We start from the raw sequence: 17,589 nt of genomic DNA, 5'->3' as shown, positions 1-17,589 counted from the left end.
ATTTTTATTAAGTTAAAGAAAAAAGTGGGTTTTTGGCCAAACGGCAATTTTATTACGTATTATCGTAATATTTTGTGGCCATTTTTGCAAAAATTTTTGGCCACGAAGTGGGTTTTTGACCAAAAAGTTGCCGAGAATCAGTCAAAATCGTTCATCACCCTCCTTGCCGCGGCATAAATGAACCGTTTCACAGACCACCGATCAACCCGATATTCGGCCCGAAGCCGCTCAAGTTCAGGGTTCGGATACTCTCCACACTGAAACTCAGTCACGTACAGTGCCCTGCGAAGCCGTGCATCCGCTGAACTTGCACTGCAGTGAAAACGATCGCTAAGTACATTTTCAATGCCTGTCAGTGTGACAAAACGATTATTCCGCATTTCCTGAATAGTGAAATCAATCGCTTCTCCCATGAGATCTCCACCGAATGTCGCCATCGGCACCCGCATTCTCACGAGAAAGTCATGTGTTTTCTGCTGCATTTTGCATCTCCCATCTTATCTACAAATTTATATGTAGTCATCCTATCACCGCTGTCCCGAGCTCCTCTTAACCTTACCGAGAGCTACTCGCCATGCAAAGACCTCAGCATCAAATGTTTCTTTTGAAACGCCACACTTTTCGCCTCACGTAGCGCCTGTGTATACGACCACGTTCCGTCAACATAGCGTCCTGCCAAAATTTCCGCATTGTCCGCTTCGCCAATCGTCATGAACATATCTCCTTAGGTTTTCATAATAGCATTTGCTGCATGAACTAGATATGTGGTGCCATCAATCGTGATTCGCAGCTGATCGCCTTCGCAATCGTTCCAGTTATCTACCTTGCCTTCGATGATGGTTCCGTCGGGCAGCTTAATCTGTGCCCAGGAGTAGGTAAAGGTCGTATCGAACATCTTATAGTTGCCACAGCTACACAGAACCACACAGCCAACGAGCATCATCATACATGCAACGACGCAAATAATACGATTTTTCATAGTTAATCACCTCAACCAAATACCATGTAAATCAAAAGCAAGAACCATCCTGTATATCTGATGATTCTCTGTTTTTCTTTGCCGATGTTCTCAGCAAAAGACATTCCAATTGCAATAGCTTGCAAAATAACACTTGTGAGCAGCACAATTCGCATCACTTCTCCACACTTTCCTTTTCCGTCTGGTCATCCTTCGGCCAGTACGTGTAAATGTCATCGAACACCACCGGGATCTTGCTCTGCAGTTCCTTCAGCAACGGGCACATCAGCTCTCTCATCTGAGGATGGGCCGCCACATGAGTACGCAGCTTGAAGATATTGCGCCACTCGCGGTAATTGGCCGTGACCACAATCTCAGTCTTCAAGCACAGCGGCAGCACACAACGGGCCTGTTCGGGACGATAGCCGTTCATAAGCATCAAAAAATAAGTTTTTTCTGCCAATTCACAGGATTCTACCCATTTACGATAGAACAGGCGATTCTGCTCTTTATCGATATAAAACGGCTCCACAACGGTAATGCTGCCCTCAAACTTCTCCTTTGAGTAGTTACAGTACCGGGTGCTCTCCTGCGCAAAGCTCGCAATGCGGTGCCGCACCAGCTCATTGGCCACGCCACGATCGCACGTAAACAGCACGGACAGCTGCGAATGCTCCAGCATAGCCTCATGCCCTTGCTTCACCAGAAAGCCCACCAGTTTCTTTGCCGACTCACCATCCGGCGTGATCTTATCCTCGCTCTTGTAGCAGACCCGGGCCACCCGCTCAATCTGCTGCAGCTCCTTGATGCCACCCTCAGAGATATCAGTGAGAATTTCGTACTTAGGTTCAATGATTTTCATAATTAGTTCTCCTTTTCATCCATGTGTCCACTATTTCGAGCTGTCCGAGGCTCTTTCCAGCACCTCTTGGCACAATCATGTACCCGAGATGAGCCATTTGCTTATGGTCACAGGATTTCACCTTCGGACACTTCTGGCATTTAGGAGCAAGAATGGTAATCGTTCCAAAGTCCTCGTTCATAAACTATCCTCTCGCTTCAACTTACACTCCCAGTCGCCACAGATTTCTCCGCAAGCGAACTTCTTCGCTGTTTTCATGCCTTTACGGATGGCCTCCTGCTTGTCGGTCGCCCTGACTTCAAAGCTCTGATAGCCGCCACCGTTGTCTGTGCAGGTAAAGATAAAAGTGTGTTTCATAAGAAATCCTCCGTAATAGCTTGTACAAACATATCAATTACTTCGTTCAGAAAAGCAACCAACCGATACGGCCAAGATCTTTTCTTTTCATGCCAAGCTGGGATAGTCGTAGTTTCTGTCTGACCGTATCGAATACTTCCTACCGCTTGCTCCATATCAACCAGTGAGTGATTGGTGTTAATGCACCAGATTCGTGCGTCTTGCAAAGTGATATAGCTATTCGCCAACAGCCAAGCAACATCGTCTATCGACGTGAAATTTCCAACCGGAACCCTGTAGCCATACTCAAGATCATATGTAGTAAGGGCATTCCGAGTTTGTTTTCGTACCATATCAATAGGTCGGCCATTCGCGTAGATGGTTTCAATGTCATCATCAGAAAATTCGTACACTGTCTTAATCCGATTCCGGATAGCTTCTACGGCTTCTTCATATGGCACTCTTCCATTGTCCATAGCCTTCTCACCTCACAGCAGAATCCGAAACCAGATAAGCCAAAGCACCTTCAGCGTGAATGCAATAATGATGGCCCAAGCGCACAAAATAAGTGTCAGCGCAATAGCCCGGCCAAGAAATTTGCCAACTTTCGTCCAAACATCAGTCATTTTTATCAACCCTTTCAAACCCTGCAAACTTTCCGAAGCCAATATTTCCATGCTCGCAGTGGTGAACCGGTTCATATTTTTTCAATTCAGGCACATGATTTAGAGCATCGGCTAAACCGACATAGCAGAGACCATCATTGAATTTCTGTTCGCATAAGCTGCATTTGTAAGCTGGAAAATAGAATGTTGTCACCCCACACACCTCCTAACTGCATCCACTCGGCACTCCGCAGCGTTCAACTCAAAAATAGCCGCATCCACAAATTCCGGGTCACAGTGCTCGAAGTGGTTCCGAGCCACCTCCAAGGCCTGTAAAGCCTCCCGCAGGGTAGTAACCGTCGTCGGGATCGGCTCCATGCGGAATATCTTTTTGACAAAATCAGCGATTTTTCGCAGCATTTCTACGCCTCCACATCTTCATAACCTGCCGAGCCGTGAGCCAGCCCTCGACATCATAATGATCAACAAGTGCTAGCCCGCACACCTCGAGTAAATGAGGAAACCCGTAAGTGCACCAACCGCATACCGCATCCCACAGATATGTGCCAGATTTATCTCGAACTGTAATCTGATAGCCCCCATCATGCAGTGCTCCAGGGCCGTAAACTTCAGGCCGGTTTTTATCGTTCTCAGGAAATCTTCTTTCCATCTCATGCGTAATGCCCGCTTTCGTAAGAAGATAATCCAGCTTCTGCATCTCGGTCATGTGATTCCAAACCCGGAGTTTCCAGGTTTTCTTAGACATGTTTCTCATTTCTGCATTTCCTTCCGTCAGCCTCCATGGTCTTTGCGATTTTGTGCTGAATATAAAGCACACAGCCAGCCTGACTATCACACCCGAATGAAGCCAATAGTCCAGCAATAGCATTCAAAGAGTTCAAATCCTCTTCAGCAAATATCATTTAGCGTTCACCGTTCCTCCTGATACTCTACGATTTTGGTCACTTCACTCTGAACCCGGCGTAAGAAATCACACGTACCCAAGCAACCGCATTCCCTCAATGCCTCAGCGATATCGCCCAAACAATCCATGTCGGTTCTTGTGAGATTAACTTGAGGAATAACTTCAATGTTCTCCTCTGTGATAAATGGAGTATAGTCCCCACAATGGCAGCATTTAATGTTCATACGTTGCATACAAGCATCTCCTTCGATGATAAAAAACAAAGAGCCGCAGATTTCTCCACGGCTCTTCACCTTTAATCTTCTCCAATTAGTTTCTCATATTCCTCATGTGTAATATACTCGTTTCTAAGTGCATCATACAGTCCGCAAAAACGGCCATTGTGATATCCGTATTTATACCCGCTGTCCCAAGCCTTGTTCCATGTCTCAGATTTGATCATATTGATCTTCGGTCTAATACATGTGTCATAAGCTTCAAACAGCAGTAATGCTACGGCACCGCACATACATGCCATTTTTACAATAACCTTCAATGTTTTTTTCATAATAAGTATCTCCTTTCAAATATGAGTTTACCTCATAAAGGAGTCTGTTATTTTCGCGTCTTCTCCTCGAACTTCACGGGCTTCTTGCTGCCCTCCCGTGCACACTCCGTCAGGCACTCGTTGCAGGGTTCATCCGTCTCCAGCACCTTGAAGTTCACGCACTTCGGGCAGTAGGTTGCATAATCCACTTCGCGCATCCAGTCATTCATCAGGCTTCACCTCCCGAACGATTGTTACATTCCCACAATGAGGGCAAGTCGTCATCACTCCGTCTGGAATATTGGTATACTGTGCTCTTTTGCGGACCCACCATTCGGTCGGCGCTTCAAAATGATTACCACAGGAACTGCAGACAACTGTAATAAGTTGTTCATCGTTCGAGCTTTTCATCTTTGGCACAAACCTATCATCCAACTCCGGATGCGTTACGCGCTGGTTAAGAGCCCACAGCAGGTTCCAGCAGGCAGCGCGCAGGTGATCCTCGTCGTCCATACCAACCATGTACTTTGCCAGATGCCGAGAAGCACTGTCCAACAACGAATGCAGCGGAATGCCCTTGTCCACATTGTGCTCACCATACTTCAGCGCACCTTCCTCGCAGTGCTTGCTGACCTCCATGATGCCATACCAGGGCAGAAGATCCATCCGCCCCTTTCCTGCATGCATATCACGTTTAGCACCGGTTTCAAATTCGGTACGATCTCCAGAATCCTTAATCATTGTTCTCTTCCTCCAGCGTTCTCATCAGGGTAATCGCCCACATCGTCAGTACAATAAAGTGACAAAATTCCGGATCGGCAGTTGTCCGGGTAACGACCTGATTTGCCAGTTCATCTTTGTTGGCATACGTCAAGATTTCATCTTTAACCCTTTTTGAGTTCGGCTTCTGCAACTTTCTTTTCAAGTTCTTTCATTTTTCAAATGCTCCTCTCAAATTTGATGTAAAATTGTCGATACTAGACATAGCATCTAAAATCGTCGCTCCTAAATCTGCGAGACCGGCATTTAAGAAATAAGCACTCTTAACAAGTCCTTCATGTCTCAGAGCTACTTTTTTGCCCCGTTTAATTTTTTCTCCCGGAATCATGTAGCGAACGTTTGTGCACATGCTCCAGCGCCAGTCCATCATTTTATTGTAATCTGCCCGGTTGTTCGGCGCGGCATGAAAGAACTTGCTCAGCATAACGGTAGTCCCACCAAAGCCGTTCCTTCGCCTATAAATTTGCTTCAGATGTTTTTTCGACAGGTTCATCAAGCAACCTCCCATACCTGCTCCGGCGAAAGAATGCCGAAGAAATTGTACTCACCAGATTTCTCCAGTGAAACTCCGATGAAATATCCAGCCTTGCCGCAGAATGTTACATAATCCAAGCCGATTTCAGTAGGATTGCGAAAAATGTACATTTTCAGCGCATTTCCAAACGTTCTATGCTCCTTACATCTGCTCTCCAGCATCCGGTCGATTTTCTTGATTGTTTTCTTCGATGGGTTGCACATTTTTCTTGACTCCTTCATATCGAATAAATATTCCGCATTTGAACGTTTCGCCCGCCCAGTGCAAAACCTTTCCCGATTTCAATGCCTCAATATCGCTATCAGACATCATGAGAAAAACATTTCCAAATGCTGACTGTTGCCGACAAACATCGAGGGTCTCGTTTAATACTTCGAGCTTTTCGTCAAACCATTGTTCAATGAGTTTTTCGGTAACGCCACACACTCGCCCGTCTTCCATGCAATAATCATATTTCGTGCACATCGGACAATTTTTATATGCCATAAAATTTCCTTTCATTAAACGCTTTCTTCGAGTTCAGTGCCCTCGAAATCGCCAGATCAATTCCCGCCCTGCTCTTCAGATGATAGTAGAACAGGTTCTTGTAAGGTGTATTCAGTCGATCTATTCTGCCTGCAGCCTGCTCCATAATTTTGTAGGAGTAGTTCTGCGAATAGAATATGACGGTATCGGTCTTGATGCAGTTCCAACCTTCTGCACCCGCATTGTACTGGACCAGATATACCCACTTCTTACTGTCAGGGATTGGCTGGTGCTTATGGCCGTTCCATTGCGCTACTTCCGCATCATCGCCATAGGGCAGATTCATGAGAATATTCAGTTCATAATCGAAATTATAGAAGATTATGACTCTTGGGCGGGTCATGCAAATATCCAGAACTTTTTGCGACCTAGTCAGGTCTGTGTTCACCAGTTTCCGCAGCAAATAACAAAACTCGCTGGCGGTCTCAATGGGTTTGTTTTCCCACAGGTTCCAGCGAGTTTTACAAATTTCCAGATACTTAGGCTTGTCATACTCGACAAAAACATTCTCATGGTGAGATACAGTAGGTCGCTCAAAGTCCATATCTACAAGCACCCGTTCACGCAGGCGTACCAGTCGCTGGGTGTTCAGATACCGGTCAATTTTCGGAAACTTGGAAAAACGACTATAGATTATGTGTTCATTGTTGAACTGCGTCCGGTTTTTATAGAACCCGTTTGCAATAAACACCGGAATGTAATCTGTCCAGCAATCTCCCGGAGTAGCGCTCAGAAGAATCCAGTCATTCTCCTTCGTGATTTTCAGGAAGGATTTGACCCATTGCCCGCTGCCAATGACTCTCTGCTCATCGAAAATAAAAAATGCGTTCTTCACGCCAACGTACTTTCCGATGTTGTTCCATGAATCCACAACCACCTTGTGATTGTAAATATCAAGGTCGCTGTCGGTGGACATATAGAAATGGGCCAGCTCTTCCTCCCACTCGCCTGTATCGCGCTTCCTCGCAGTGGTGATAATACACAAGTCGGGTGGATCATGCATCTTAACGTAGTTTTTGGTGTTGACTGTGCCACCATAGAGCGTATAGTAAAATGCCAAACTTGTTCTTGATTTTCCGCTTCCTACACCACCACATAAGATGCATCCGATTTTCATTCGTTCCAGCGCATCTTTTTGGTAGTCATAGAGCGTTATACCCGCCATCCAATCACCTCATTTCCGTGTGAACATGAATCTGGTTAGGATAGCAATGATTCTCATAAGCTAAAAGCTGTTTGGTGCATTCTTCCTCGTCTTCACTTTCACCGCGAATCGTGTAGGAAAAAAGTTCTTTGCCTTCTTTTGTAAAAACTTTCCAGAGTTCCTTTATGTGATTAGTGCAGTCCGTGTTTTTTACAATATTCTGCATACTGAAGCCCCTCCTTGGTAGCCTCTCTCATAATTTCCTGCAGAGTCGGCCCAGTGTACTTCGGATGTACCAAAGGCAGTACCGGGTCATTGGTTGCATAGCCAAATCTGCAAAAATCGCAGTATTTCCTTGCCACAGACACGTTGTGCATCACAGCGCCACACTTTGCACAGCGCTTTGTAACTTTGCTATCACCCATGAAAATCACCCAGCCTTTGTTTCATCACTGATGTTCGGGCAGTAATCTGTGTAGAAGGTCAAATCGAAAGTTGCCGAACCGTCGCTCTCGAAATTTACATTTGCTTCCGCCACAGCTTCATGCTGATAAACTTCGGTCAGGATTGCTCCAAACATCTCAATCACGCTGCTTTCGGCTACAGGAAATGCTTCTGCAATTTCCGCGCTCGTGAATATCCAGTTGCCGCTGGAGGTGTTCTTGGTACCTTCCTCGACCATCCATTTCACCATTGCCGGGACATAGTTTCTTGCGCTCATGCTGTTTTCTCCTTTGTTTATTCAAATATAAGGCTTGCACCTCTGGTGGGTCAGGCAGGATTTGAACCCGCGATCACGCAGTTATGAGCTGCCAGCTTTCAGCCAGACTAAGCTACTGACCCAAAATAAAAGAGCCGCAGATTTCTCCACGGCTCCAGGTTGTTTGATTTTAGAGTGTCTTACTCTTCCGGATCACAGCAATCGATTTTCAGATGAGTTCTTCCCCGTTCGTCGATCTCATGCCAGAATTTCTCCGGTTGGTGGAACAGCTTCTCATATTTGTCGATGTACTCCTGCGAAAGGTCGCCGAAGTCATCTTCCGTCAACCCTACAATAAGGAATGTACCGACAATCACATCAGTAGGTGCACCATCTGCATCCATGAGAGTCCGGTTAAAGCTAACACCAATCAGTTTTCCTTCCTCATTGCAGATAAGTGCAACCGGATCATCCCACGGGTAGACCGCCTGAATCGGACCGGCCACTTCTTTCTGAAGAGATTCGAGCGAGCCGTCGATTTCAATAACTTCAGGATACTTCTTGGGCTGGATTCTCAAGACTTTCATACGTTCAACCTCCCAAAATCAAAATATCAATCGAGCTGTTTCCTCTGAGAACGCCATTTGCGACGTGGGCACTCACCGACTGGATCATTCAACCGAGGACCGACCCCGGCACTCGATAAATACCATCAGACCATATGCTGCAAACGCTGCTCCATGATGTCCGGTGCTACGTACGCAATATTCACCAGATACTGCGGTACACCGTAGAGTTTGGCGACATGGTTCTCGATGATGCAGCCATCATAAGCTTTCTGGTCATCGAAAATGCCGATGAAGCAATCCGCCTCGGACATTTTCTCAATGGATTTGCCCAGATACCACAGACGATCATTGGCATTTTCAGGAGGGGTGCCCTCAAAGTAAGTCGGGATGACCTCCAGTTCTTCGCCGAAAATAGCCTCGGCGATTTTATGCATCCGGTCCATAGTCGCATGGATCTGTTCTGCAGTGCGAGCACGCATCGGACAGCTGATAAACAGTTTTTCCATAGTATCCTCCTTAGAACGGCACTTCAGGAGCAGGCTCTGCGTACTGAGCGTAGCGCTCCGCATACGGGTCAGCATCAGCATCCTGCTCAACGTACATCACATCAGCATACAGGCTGTACTCACCGGGTGCGTTCCTCTTCTCAACGAGATTTGCCTGCAGGCAGACGTTCTTGACGCGGATGAAGTCCAGCTGGCTGATGGTGTCCTCGTTGCAGAGCAGGCGCTTGCCAGCAGTTGTGACCCAATAGATGTGCGGCGGCCACTTGGAGTCCATCTTGATATTGACCGGCACGTAGAGCGTGGGCACAAACGGCTCGTCGTAAGTGCGCTCAGGGTTCGGCTTGGTCTGCTTGACATTCACACCCAGATCCAGCAGATACTGCGCGAGCTCCTCGGTAGGAATTACCACGTTGACACGGCGCTGGTCAGAGCCAAAGCGGTCACGCTCCGGATCACCGGAAAAATTGGTCTGGAAGATAAAACGGGTATCGTCGATATTGACTTTCTGGCGCTTTGTGTACATAAATATCAGTCTCCTTTTTACTTGTTGATTTCAATTTCCAGAATTTTCAGGTCTGCAGTGAGGGCATTCATATTGAGAAGGAGCTCCGTATTGTCATTATTTGCGCAGGCTTTAAGGAACTCATTCCAGTCCTCATTGGTCTTGGAAATTAACTTCTTCATAGATTCTCGATCGGGATTAGACTTAGGGGCAGCTTTCTTCTGCGTAGCAGTCTTCCCGGGATACTTCTTCCCGCTCTTCTCGACCCAATTCTGGATCTCCTTGTAATAGCTGCCCTTATTGCCACCGCAACGCTTTGCGATCGCCATAGCCAGCCCCTTCTCCGGGTCGAAAACATCCTTCTCGCTGCACTTCACAATGGTCTTGGAGCCATCCGACCAGTAAACGATCGTGGCCGGAGGAGCAAAGATAACGTCCTTGATAGCAGCGGTGTTCGCAGCAGAAGTGCTCTTCTTACCCGCATTGGGCCCTCCATAACGAATACTCAAATTACCACCCCGATCAGCGATCAGATCACCCGGGAGAAATGTGAGTTCATTACCAGTATGAAGAATCACTCTCGTCAGGCCGTCGTGCATATTCTTCTCGACGGTTTTGATATAGCCAATCAGTTGTCCTTGGGAATCACACAGCTTGTTCGCCATAAAATATCACCTCACGTCAAAATTTCTTGCTGCTTCTTCCTGCGCATCGCTCCATGGAAGGTCGGGTGCTGTCCAGGGAGCAACACCGTCGTCACCAACGAACCAGTTGAAGTCGCCGTACTTGGAGATTTCCTCAACTGCCTCATCGACTTCCCGGTTGAAATATCTTTTGTCGATATCCTCCTGCATCTGGAGCTGATAGACCGCCTCGCTTTCCAGCCAGCGATAATCCTTTGCTCCGGTCACAGAAGCATATTTCCGTTCGCCGGTATCCGTCAGGCCCGCTTCCCGCAGCAGCAGAGCGCCGCCCTTTCCCGGCATGATCGGGCAGAACTGTCCCACGCGTCCCACAAAAATATAATTGTGTTCGCCTTCAGGCAGATCTTCGTTCTTGTCGAGATAGATAGCGCCCTTGGAAACGGTCTTTGTCTCGCAGAGGTCAGTGAACTCGATCTTCTCCTTGGAGAACAGGGTCTTGAACACATACGGGACTTGGAACTGTGTGCCCGTAGCCGTCCATTCGCCGCCTTCGTCCTTGCAGTCGCTCGGGATATAACCGTAAAGCGCCTCGCACTGGTCGGCAGCCATATACTTTGCAATATAAACGGCATTGTTCACCAGACACATCCGCTCATAGGTCGCCTCATGCTCGAACGTGTAGCCGTACTTCTTCGCAAAATCCATGCAGTACGCAATGATCTCCGGGGTCGCATCGGGGATCTTGATTGAATCCGTTTTTATGTGCGCCACCTTAAAGCCACGCTGCTGCACTTCATCCTGCAAAGTGCGCATAAATAAAGCCCCTCGAAGCGCCACAATGTTGTTGACGTTCTTGGGGTTGCGGAACGGGTTGTCAAAGCTTGCACTGCTCAACCCGTAAACCGAATTGATGGCGATTTTCAACGCCTCCGCCAGATCCTTTGCCTGCTGCGGATCATCGAGGTATTTTGCCAGTTTACCGCCAAAGAGCCCCTTTGCCTTCTCGTACTCGCCGTGCTTGACATAGATTCGCACATCCATCAGGTCGTTGAAACGCTTGGTGTACTCGCCAAAGTAGTTCATGGCAACAGCCGAATGCGGATGCAGCGACGCAACGTCCAACAAAGCTACATTCGTGTACATTCCTGGCTCAGCGTAGACATAACCGCCCATGCCCAGGTCTGTGCCCCGGAACATGTTGTGGTACTTGCCATCTTCACCTTTGGTCCACTCGTAACCGGGAAAGGCATTGATGATGTTGCAGTCCGTCAAAATATCAGGCTCGACTTCCACGATTGCATCGGATTTCCCCGTGGCAAGGTCGGTGTAGACCAGCCGGGGGTGTTTTTCCTTGCCGAAAATAATGCGTGTTGTCAGCGAGTTTGTCGTGTCGTTCACCGTCATGCCGGCAAGGTCTGCCAGGATCTCACGTGCCACAAAGTCTGCCTGACACGTTTTCGAGTAGAACAGGGTCTCGGTCGCGATCACGTCGTTGTCGCAATACTCGGCCACCTTGTCCCACAGGCTCTTCGGCACCGGCTGATCCCACGGAAGTCCCAGCTCCTGATGATGGATGCCCAATTCGATTTCAAACTTCTTTAGGCTCTGTTTTTTCGATGAGAAGTCGCAAATATCAGTGTAGGACAGGTTGTACGCCTCACCAAAGAAGCCCGTGTGCTCGTTGACGATCCGTTTGGACAACGCATAGATCTGCTCCACCGACATCCCAATCATGCGGGCCCAAAGGATATGATTGTCGTACTTGCGGTTGTTGAAGCCGACCAACCGATACTTTGTCAGGCTCTCGATCTCGTCCGGTGCAGGATTCACCATGCGGTGTACAGGCCCCTGCTTGGCAAACTTCCAGTTCACGAGCAGCAGATTCGGGAACACCTCCACGTCTAAAAATATCAATGGCGCTTCCTCCCCCGCAGGGGCCTCCCGCTGAATATCATCCTTCGATTTGAAGTGCATCTTCGCCACGATCTTCAGACAGGTCTCCGCCTGATTGGTACTGCTGGCGGCGAACCCCAAGATGGCATTCCGCATGTCATCCACATTATAAGGGACGTTGCCTTCATATGCCTCGTCTATAACATGGGCAATAAAGTCCACACTTGGCTTCGTATACGGGCTGATCTCCTTTGCCAGCGCTTTCTTGATGAGAATGCGCAGATGCTTCTCATTCTGGATCTGCTTTACATCGACCATTGCTTTTTCTCCCTTCAACGGCAAGCCACTGCTGATGTTTGCGATGGAAATATCATTGCACTTCGACAATTTTCTTCGCAGAGAAGATTTTCCCATGAATACCTTGATTTCGATGTTTTCATCGTAGATCCTGCTTAGCTTAGCCGGATCACCGGTGTAAATATAATGCAGATGGATGCCCGCACCAGATTTACTAAGCTCAGCATAGGTCTTTGGCCATTTGGAAGCAGCTTCAAGGTTGCGCTCAAAGCTCTTACTCCCATCCGGGCCGGGAATATCAAAGTCGATGACAATGTGATTCTCCGGAACTTTTACATAATGCAGCTTTTTTGTATCGATCCCGGTCAATCTGGTTTTGACATTCTCCCACTTCTGCAGGGGAGTGCCATTTTCGTTCGCATATTGCGCCAGGCAGTCCTTGCAAATATCATTAAAGAGAGAATGCTGCTCCTTCAATTCGATCCAGGAGGAGGCAGGGGGATCGTTTCCCGCATCATCCCCGGGGGGAGGGTCCTCCAGAAATTCTTTGAATTTTTCGTACTTGAAGCCGCTGTAGTAGCTGCGCACCCGTTCGCCGTTCATATCCTCGGCACGTTCTTTGTAATCCGAGAAATAGTTCATCAATTCTTCACGGAACGCTCGCCTGGAGTAAGGATACGAAACCTTTGCCTCCTGATTGTAGGTGTCGTACATTGCCCAGGCACGTTTCAGCGATACGCCATCTTCTTTTTTGAAGATATAGTAGGAGTCCAGCATGAAGTTGTAGAAGTCGTTGGATGCACCAAGCATTCGTGTCGGAACATAATTGTCGTAACGATGCTTGTTTTTCTCGTAGACGTCTTTGCAATACCATGCAATAGCACCCAATTCAAAGTCAACCTTGCCTACGAGGTCGCGGTATTTCTTTGCCGGTATTTTTTCGCCGCTTGGCTCCACATCGATCAGTCGCCGGATCAGACCCGATTTTGCATCCGTGATCTTTACGGGCTTGTTTGTACCGAGAAACATGAAGCACTTGAACTGGCTTGCGTAGGCACTGCGGAACTTCTCGTTCACCATCATGGTTTCATGGGAAACCAGCGAGTTTAATCGGGTATTGTCCTCGATACGCGATAAATCGCCGTCATGCTGAATTGCGATCAGCGGGTTCGATTTGAACGCTTCCAGTGCAAACGCATTGGATGATGAGCCAAGTGCCTTCGAGTCAAACACGGCCCAATATCCATCAAACATTTTCTGGATGATGTTCAGAATGGTCGATTTGCCGCTTCCGGGCGGACCATACAGAACAAGGAACTTCTGGATCTTTTTGGAATCCCCGTTTACAATGGAACCAATGGCCCATTCGATCTTTTCACGTTCCTCCGGCGTATACAGCGTGGTCATCAGCTCGTCGTAGGCGGCAATGCTCCCCTGTTCCAGCGGGTACGGCAGTCGTTTGGATGCATAACTGTCTTTTTTGACAGAGGTGTTTGCGAATATCAATGTCTCATCGAGGGTATGATAGTTGTCCCGCATCTGGCGCTGACAATATTTGTGCCAAATATCAATCATGCCAGACTGTGCATCCCACATATGTAAGACTCGAACATTATCGCCCAGAAACTGCTTATGCTCGTTTGCATAAATATCAAGTTCACGGTCAATGAGCTGCAACGCATCCTGCTCTTCGGTACTCCACAAGCTGCGTTCTTCCAGCCAGATCGCATAGAAATCAGAACCCCGGATCATCAGGTCTTTCGACTTGGTGATGATAAAGTTCGGGTACACTTCGATCACCCCGTGTTTTCCGGTTCGCGTGGCGATCCTCAGGAAATCAATCATCGGCAACTGACTTCCTCCTTTCTATGCATTTTATTCCGGATTTTTGGTAATGGTTGCCTTCCCATCGCAGCAGATATCTTTTTCGGCTTCCTTCGCAATTGTGCTGCTCTCCGTCCAGAACTGTTCGGCGTTCTTGCGGTTCACATCGTCCAACACCTGCTGCGTATGAGCCAGTGCCGCGTGGAGCTGCCGGGCGTCTTCCTCAGCCTCTTTGCGCTTCTTATCGTTCTCGCTCAGCATCCTGCAGGCCGTAACGGTGAGCCATGTCAGCCCTGCGATCATCAGACTCTGGCGCAGGCACCGACGGTTCAGACTCCGGTTCTGCTTCTGCAGAGTTTCGATGGTACGGTCAGCAATGGTCAGCGAAGTTTTGGTGTTGACCAATTCATACATAATATTCGTCATATCCATGTTGATTTTCCTTTCAAAAATCGTTTTCCTGCAGGTAGTGCATCAGCTGATACCAAATATCAAGCCGACGCATATCTTCGGTCGGACGGTTCACTGTAAAGAGACCGCCGGCACCATTGTATTCATAGTCTCTGCGCTCAAACCTGTCCAGAATATAATCTGCCCGGTCTTCGTGAAACCGGCCGTCGTCCATGGCAGCAAGCCCGAGACTGACAACCATGTTCCAGAACCACTGCCCGACACGGTTTCCCGCACTGGAATCCTCCATAATATGTTCTTCGATGCGCACCGCAAGGGCCACCATCATTTCCAGCATACTGCACGGAACACCGTGGAACTCCGCATCGATCTTGCCATACGGAATATCACATTCGCGGGCAAAACGGTAACGCAGATTCACACCATCTTCTGCTCTGCACTGGTCCATTTCGCAGGCCCAAACATAGGTGCGGTTATGTAAGTACATGAGCAGCCGATGGAACGAGAGATTTCTCGGCTCCCATTCGCCGCACACGATTTTGTGGAGCCAGTCATAATACTGTTCTCCAAGATCCGAAAATATCATTCTTCCTCCTTTTCCGGATAGAGGTCGCCCCAGTTCTGACGAACCTGAATGATCTCATAGTCCTTATGATAGTTGTTGTTTCTCACATGAATGGTGCTGGGCATGAACTCGCCAAAGTGGTTCAGCGCCTCTGTTCCGATGATGTTCGGAATATCATCGTCGTTCACAGGCATTGTCTCCTCGTCGAATACCAGCTTGCCATCGGCATAATAGGTCAGCCCGCGAGTCTCATAGTCGTCGATGTCACCAAACTCGTCCGGCTGGATGATCTCGATAGGGTCGTGGGGCGCAATATCTTCCGGGTCGGACTCGGTGCGGTACTTTCCCGTAAGCTGCTCCATGCTCTTCTGCTGGGCCTTTTCTTCGATCATGGCATCCAGATCAGCTTCCTTCTTGCGGTAGTGGTCGCGCACATCATCAATTTGTGCATCGGCGTACTCCTGGTACTTCGTACGGAAGACCGTGTGCATAACGTACGCACCTGCGGCAAAACCTGCGCCAAACAGCAAAACATCACGAATTGTCCGATTCATTGTCTTCTCCTTTAATCGTCATCATGGTAAACGCCAGACCGCCAAAGAAAAGGGAGACACTCATCAGAATGCCTCCCACCATGTGGCGCTTGCGCTTGGTATCGGTCAGATAGTCCAGAAACAGGAATGCATTTTCCAAACTGTCCATCGTGCACCTCACTCCGAAAGAACTGCCAGACCAGAGACAAAGCACACTCCGGCCATGGCAGCAAACAGATAAGAAAGCGTCTTAACGTATCTGGTCATAGCAAGTTCCTCCAAAATATCAGTCTCAGATTTTGTCGATGATCACGCCGTCACAGTTGAACCGCAGCAGGACAGAGCGCTCGAATCCGTCGATGAAATTGTTCAGCGCATCGTTGTTCTCAACATAGTTGGTTACACCAAAGTCCACACGATTTTCCTTCATAGGATCATCCGGGCTCAAGATCCAGCCGACGACCTGGCCTTCGGGGGTGTGATGCATACCGTTGCCATAGGGGTCCAAAATATCAATGACATCGTTAAGGAACAGATGGCCTTGGCGATGGAGTTTCCGGTTTGCAGCAGCCTGCGCCTGGATCAGATGGGACATGTTCAGCTGTGCATCCTTATCCCAGGAGCTCACAGTCTCGTCGTAGATCAGCGTATAGGGGCTGGTGTGTGCCATTGCCACATCCGTATACTCTTTGACAGTCTCCTCTACACCCTGCTCATTTTTCCGGGTGGTCTCAACCTCAACGGCCTTGATGTTGTGCTCAAGCTCCTGCTGTACGCGGTCGCCAAAGCGGTCGGTCACACGGCCCTTATACTCGTTGAAGGCCTTATCCAGAGCGATGTAGGCGGCAGTCAGGCTGGCGTTACGCTTGGTCATGATGTGGTGCGAGCCGAACATACAGCCGAGTGCAACCGTGCCCATGGTTACTGCAGGTGCATAGATTTTCGCCAGCTTCAGACCGGTCTGCACATAGGCCGTGGTCAGGTCCTTCTTGTAATCGTTCTCGGTGTAGGCAGCGCCTTCCTTCAGGATCATTTCACCGCTATCGACCTTTTCCTTGGTCTCATGGATGGCTTTCACCATCTCGTTATGATTCTCCAGAATATCCTGAGCCTTCACAGTCGCCTTGCAGGCAGAGACGGTCGCTGCTACGCCCACAATAGCAGCACCAAAGATCATGATGGTAGGGCTTGCTTTCTTCAGCTTATAGCCATACTTCGAGGCAGTCCGGGTCACAGTTGCCATGAACTCGTCGGTTTTCACGTTTTTCAGAAACTTCATAAAATATCAGTCCTTTCTATCAGCGCAGCGGTACAGTGTGCGGCAGAACCAGTCGGAATCCGCCGGGGATGCCTTTGATGAATGCATCGTCGAGGTTGTACCAGCCATAATTGTAGTCGGTCGAATCGTTTGTCACGCCCATCAGGTCCCACAGGTCGCCCACCGAAACCTGCCGGTAGCGGTACAGTGCGTCCCTGAGACCCGCCAGAGTGTCTTCAGCGTCACCCCGACTCTCGAAATCCAGATTCTGCAAGCTTCTGCGCACGGGCGGCGGGTTCGGGCGATTGTTCTGGCTGCCCTGATAATAGCCATCGTAGCTGTTGCGCTGCCCACGGTTGTTTCCGTAGTAATTGTTCGAGCCGCCGCGGCTGCGGTCTTCACCCCAGAGTGCAATGCTGAACGCCGAGTTCAGAATGCTCCATGCACCGTTCTTGAGCATCGGCAGCAGATAATCGGTCAGAATACGGTCTTTCACCGTTTTCAGATCTTCGGCCAGAAACTGTGATGCGATCTTCTGCATATCGCTTTGCTCTTTCACCGCCACCTTACCCTTGACGACCTTCTCAAGCTTCTTTTTCGGCTCGGTCGGCGTCTGGCCAATGCTGGACTTCGGCATATCTACTTGTGCCATGTCTTTCCCCTTTCAAAAGCAAAAAAAGTAAGAGCTGCA

29 protein-coding genes and 1 tRNA gene are annotated in these 17,589 nt (G+C 48.6%); all 30 read right to left on the bottom strand.

Going from position 1 to position 17,589, the window contains the following annotated elements:
* Nucleotides 1-137: 137 nt before the first annotated feature.
* Nucleotides 138-482: a hypothetical protein gene (locus DWV57_RS05955; RefSeq protein ID WP_120020252.1), complete on the bottom strand. Its 345-nt coding sequence runs from the start codon at nucleotides 480-482 to the stop codon at nucleotides 138-140.
* Nucleotides 483-565: 83 nt separating this feature from the next.
* Nucleotides 566-712 (bottom strand): hypothetical protein, encoded by a 147-nt coding sequence (locus tag DWV57_RS14490; RefSeq protein WP_165853666.1) that lies wholly within the window; start codon nucleotides 710-712, stop codon nucleotides 566-568.
* 12 nt (nucleotides 713-724) lie between these two features.
* The gene (locus DWV57_RS05950) at nucleotides 725-979 is read right to left on the bottom strand and encodes a hypothetical protein (protein ID WP_207666240.1); all 255 of its coding nucleotides are present in this window, start codon (nucleotides 977-979) and stop codon (nucleotides 725-727) included.
* A 154-nt stretch (nucleotides 980-1,133) separates the two neighbouring features.
* On the bottom strand, nucleotides 1,134-1,820 hold the full coding sequence (gene thyX, locus DWV57_RS05945) for an FAD-dependent thymidylate synthase (protein ID WP_120020251.1): 687 nt from the start codon (nucleotides 1,818-1,820) through the stop codon (nucleotides 1,134-1,136).
* Between the two features lie 177 nt (nucleotides 1,821-1,997).
* Nucleotides 1,998-2,177 carry a hypothetical protein gene (locus tag DWV57_RS05935; RefSeq protein ID WP_120020249.1) on the bottom strand — a complete coding sequence of 60 codons (180 nt, stop codon included), beginning with the start codon at nucleotides 2,175-2,177 and terminating at the stop codon, nucleotides 1,998-2,000.
* Nucleotides 2,174-2,632, bottom strand: a complete 459-nt coding sequence (locus tag DWV57_RS05930) for a hypothetical protein (protein ID WP_120020248.1) — start codon at nucleotides 2,630-2,632, stop codon at nucleotides 2,174-2,176. Before DWV57_RS05930 ends, DWV57_RS05935 begins: the two co-directional genes overlap by 4 nt.
* 142 nt (nucleotides 2,633-2,774) lie before the next feature.
* Entirely contained in the window at nucleotides 2,775-2,975 is a 201-nt protein-coding gene (locus tag DWV57_RS14335; RefSeq protein WP_133303636.1) for a hypothetical protein, read from the bottom strand.
* 186 nt (nucleotides 2,976-3,161) lie between these two features.
* Nucleotides 3,162-3,527 carry a hypothetical protein gene (locus DWV57_RS05915; protein WP_133303635.1) on the bottom strand — a complete coding sequence of 122 codons (366 nt, stop codon included), beginning with the start codon at nucleotides 3,525-3,527 and terminating at the stop codon, nucleotides 3,162-3,164.
* A gap of 454 nt (nucleotides 3,528-3,981) precedes the next feature.
* Complete coding sequence (locus tag DWV57_RS05905; protein WP_120020244.1) at nucleotides 3,982-4,233, bottom strand: hypothetical protein; 252 nt, start codon at nucleotides 4,231-4,233, stop codon at nucleotides 3,982-3,984.
* Nucleotides 4,234-4,280: 47 nt separating this feature from the next.
* A complete protein-coding gene (locus tag DWV57_RS14485; protein ID WP_165853665.1) occupies nucleotides 4,281-4,442 on the bottom strand; it encodes a hypothetical protein in 162 nt (53 codons plus the stop codon).
* Nucleotides 4,435-4,953: a dATP/dGTP diphosphohydrolase domain-containing protein gene (locus DWV57_RS14660; protein ID WP_207666239.1), complete on the bottom strand. Its 519-nt coding sequence runs from the start codon at nucleotides 4,951-4,953 to the stop codon at nucleotides 4,435-4,437. Before DWV57_RS14660 ends, DWV57_RS14485 begins: the two co-directional genes overlap by 8 nt.
* A complete protein-coding gene (locus DWV57_RS05895) occupies nucleotides 4,946-5,137 on the bottom strand; it encodes a hypothetical protein (RefSeq protein ID WP_120020243.1) in 192 nt (63 codons plus the stop codon). The genes DWV57_RS14660 and DWV57_RS05895 overlap by 8 nt, the downstream gene beginning before the upstream one ends.
* A 6-nt stretch (nucleotides 5,138-5,143) precedes the next feature.
* On the bottom strand, nucleotides 5,144-5,485 hold the full coding sequence (locus tag DWV57_RS05890; protein WP_120020242.1) for a hypothetical protein: 342 nt from the start codon (nucleotides 5,483-5,485) through the stop codon (nucleotides 5,144-5,146).
* A complete protein-coding gene (locus tag DWV57_RS14480) occupies nucleotides 5,485-5,637 on the bottom strand; it encodes a hypothetical protein (protein WP_165853664.1) in 153 nt (50 codons plus the stop codon). The genes DWV57_RS05890 and DWV57_RS14480 overlap by 1 nt, the downstream gene beginning before the upstream one ends.
* A 31-nt stretch (nucleotides 5,638-5,668) precedes the next feature.
* The gene (locus DWV57_RS05880; protein ID WP_120020240.1) at nucleotides 5,669-6,013 is read right to left on the bottom strand and encodes a hypothetical protein; all 345 of its coding nucleotides are present in this window, start codon (nucleotides 6,011-6,013) and stop codon (nucleotides 5,669-5,671) included.
* Nucleotides 6,003-7,217, bottom strand: coding sequence for a DEAD/DEAH box helicase family protein (locus tag DWV57_RS05875; RefSeq protein ID WP_120020239.1), 1,215 nt, complete (start codon nucleotides 7,215-7,217; stop codon nucleotides 6,003-6,005). The genes DWV57_RS05880 and DWV57_RS05875 overlap by 11 nt, the downstream gene beginning before the upstream one ends.
* A gap of 4 nt (nucleotides 7,218-7,221) precedes the next feature.
* The gene (locus tag DWV57_RS05870; protein WP_120020238.1) at nucleotides 7,222-7,422 is read right to left on the bottom strand and encodes a hypothetical protein; all 201 of its coding nucleotides are present in this window, start codon (nucleotides 7,420-7,422) and stop codon (nucleotides 7,222-7,224) included.
* Between the two features lie 204 nt (nucleotides 7,423-7,626).
* Nucleotides 7,627-7,917, bottom strand: coding sequence for a hypothetical protein (locus DWV57_RS05865; protein WP_097775598.1), 291 nt, complete (start codon nucleotides 7,915-7,917; stop codon nucleotides 7,627-7,629).
* Nucleotides 7,918-7,960: 43 nt separating this feature from the next.
* Nucleotides 7,961-8,039: transfer RNA gene (locus DWV57_RS05860), tRNA-Ile, on the bottom strand.
* A gap of 57 nt (nucleotides 8,040-8,096) precedes the next feature.
* Entirely contained in the window at nucleotides 8,097-8,483 is a 387-nt protein-coding gene (locus DWV57_RS05855; protein WP_120020237.1) for a DUF3846 domain-containing protein, read from the bottom strand.
* A 125-nt stretch (nucleotides 8,484-8,608) separates the two neighbouring features.
* Nucleotides 8,609-8,971: a hypothetical protein gene (locus DWV57_RS05850; RefSeq protein ID WP_120020236.1), complete on the bottom strand. Its 363-nt coding sequence runs from the start codon at nucleotides 8,969-8,971 to the stop codon at nucleotides 8,609-8,611.
* Nucleotides 8,972-8,981: 10 nt separating this feature from the next.
* On the bottom strand, nucleotides 8,982-9,494 hold the full coding sequence (locus tag DWV57_RS05845; protein WP_120020235.1) for a hypothetical protein: 513 nt from the start codon (nucleotides 9,492-9,494) through the stop codon (nucleotides 8,982-8,984).
* Between the two features lie 17 nt (nucleotides 9,495-9,511).
* Entirely contained in the window at nucleotides 9,512-10,138 is a 627-nt protein-coding gene (locus DWV57_RS05840) for a hypothetical protein (protein ID WP_120020234.1), read from the bottom strand.
* A gap of 6 nt (nucleotides 10,139-10,144) precedes the next feature.
* Nucleotides 10,145-14,152: a DUF5906 domain-containing protein gene (locus tag DWV57_RS05835; RefSeq protein WP_120020233.1), complete on the bottom strand. Its 4,008-nt coding sequence runs from the start codon at nucleotides 14,150-14,152 to the stop codon at nucleotides 10,145-10,147.
* A 30-nt stretch (nucleotides 14,153-14,182) separates the two neighbouring features.
* Complete coding sequence (locus tag DWV57_RS05830) at nucleotides 14,183-14,563, bottom strand: hypothetical protein (RefSeq protein ID WP_120020232.1); 381 nt, start codon at nucleotides 14,561-14,563, stop codon at nucleotides 14,183-14,185.
* A 13-nt stretch (nucleotides 14,564-14,576) separates the two neighbouring features.
* Nucleotides 14,577-15,128: a hypothetical protein gene (locus DWV57_RS05825; protein WP_120020231.1), complete on the bottom strand. Its 552-nt coding sequence runs from the start codon at nucleotides 15,126-15,128 to the stop codon at nucleotides 14,577-14,579.
* Nucleotides 15,125-15,661: a hypothetical protein gene (locus DWV57_RS05820; protein ID WP_133300945.1), complete on the bottom strand. Its 537-nt coding sequence runs from the start codon at nucleotides 15,659-15,661 to the stop codon at nucleotides 15,125-15,127. Before DWV57_RS05820 ends, DWV57_RS05825 begins: the two co-directional genes overlap by 4 nt.
* Nucleotides 15,642-15,809, bottom strand: a complete 168-nt coding sequence (locus DWV57_RS05815; RefSeq protein WP_097775607.1) for a histidine kinase — start codon at nucleotides 15,807-15,809, stop codon at nucleotides 15,642-15,644. The genes DWV57_RS05820 and DWV57_RS05815 overlap by 20 nt, the downstream gene beginning before the upstream one ends.
* Nucleotides 15,810-15,932: 123 nt before the next feature.
* Entirely contained in the window at nucleotides 15,933-16,919 is a 987-nt protein-coding gene (locus DWV57_RS05810) for a DUF6353 family protein (RefSeq protein ID WP_120020229.1), read from the bottom strand.
* A 19-nt stretch (nucleotides 16,920-16,938) separates the two neighbouring features.
* Nucleotides 16,939-17,550: a hypothetical protein gene (locus DWV57_RS05805; protein WP_120020228.1), complete on the bottom strand. Its 612-nt coding sequence runs from the start codon at nucleotides 17,548-17,550 to the stop codon at nucleotides 16,939-16,941.
* Nucleotides 17,551-17,589 lie beyond the last annotated feature (39 nt).

Origin of the sequence: Faecalibacterium sp. AF10-46 (genome assembly GCF_003604105.1) — a bacterium.
Taxonomy (GTDB): domain Bacteria; phylum Bacillota; class Clostridia; order Oscillospirales; family Ruminococcaceae; genus Faecalibacterium; species Faecalibacterium taiwanense.
The sequence above is the reverse complement of the archived record's forward strand: the minus strand, read 5'-3'. Positions and strand labels throughout refer to the sequence as shown.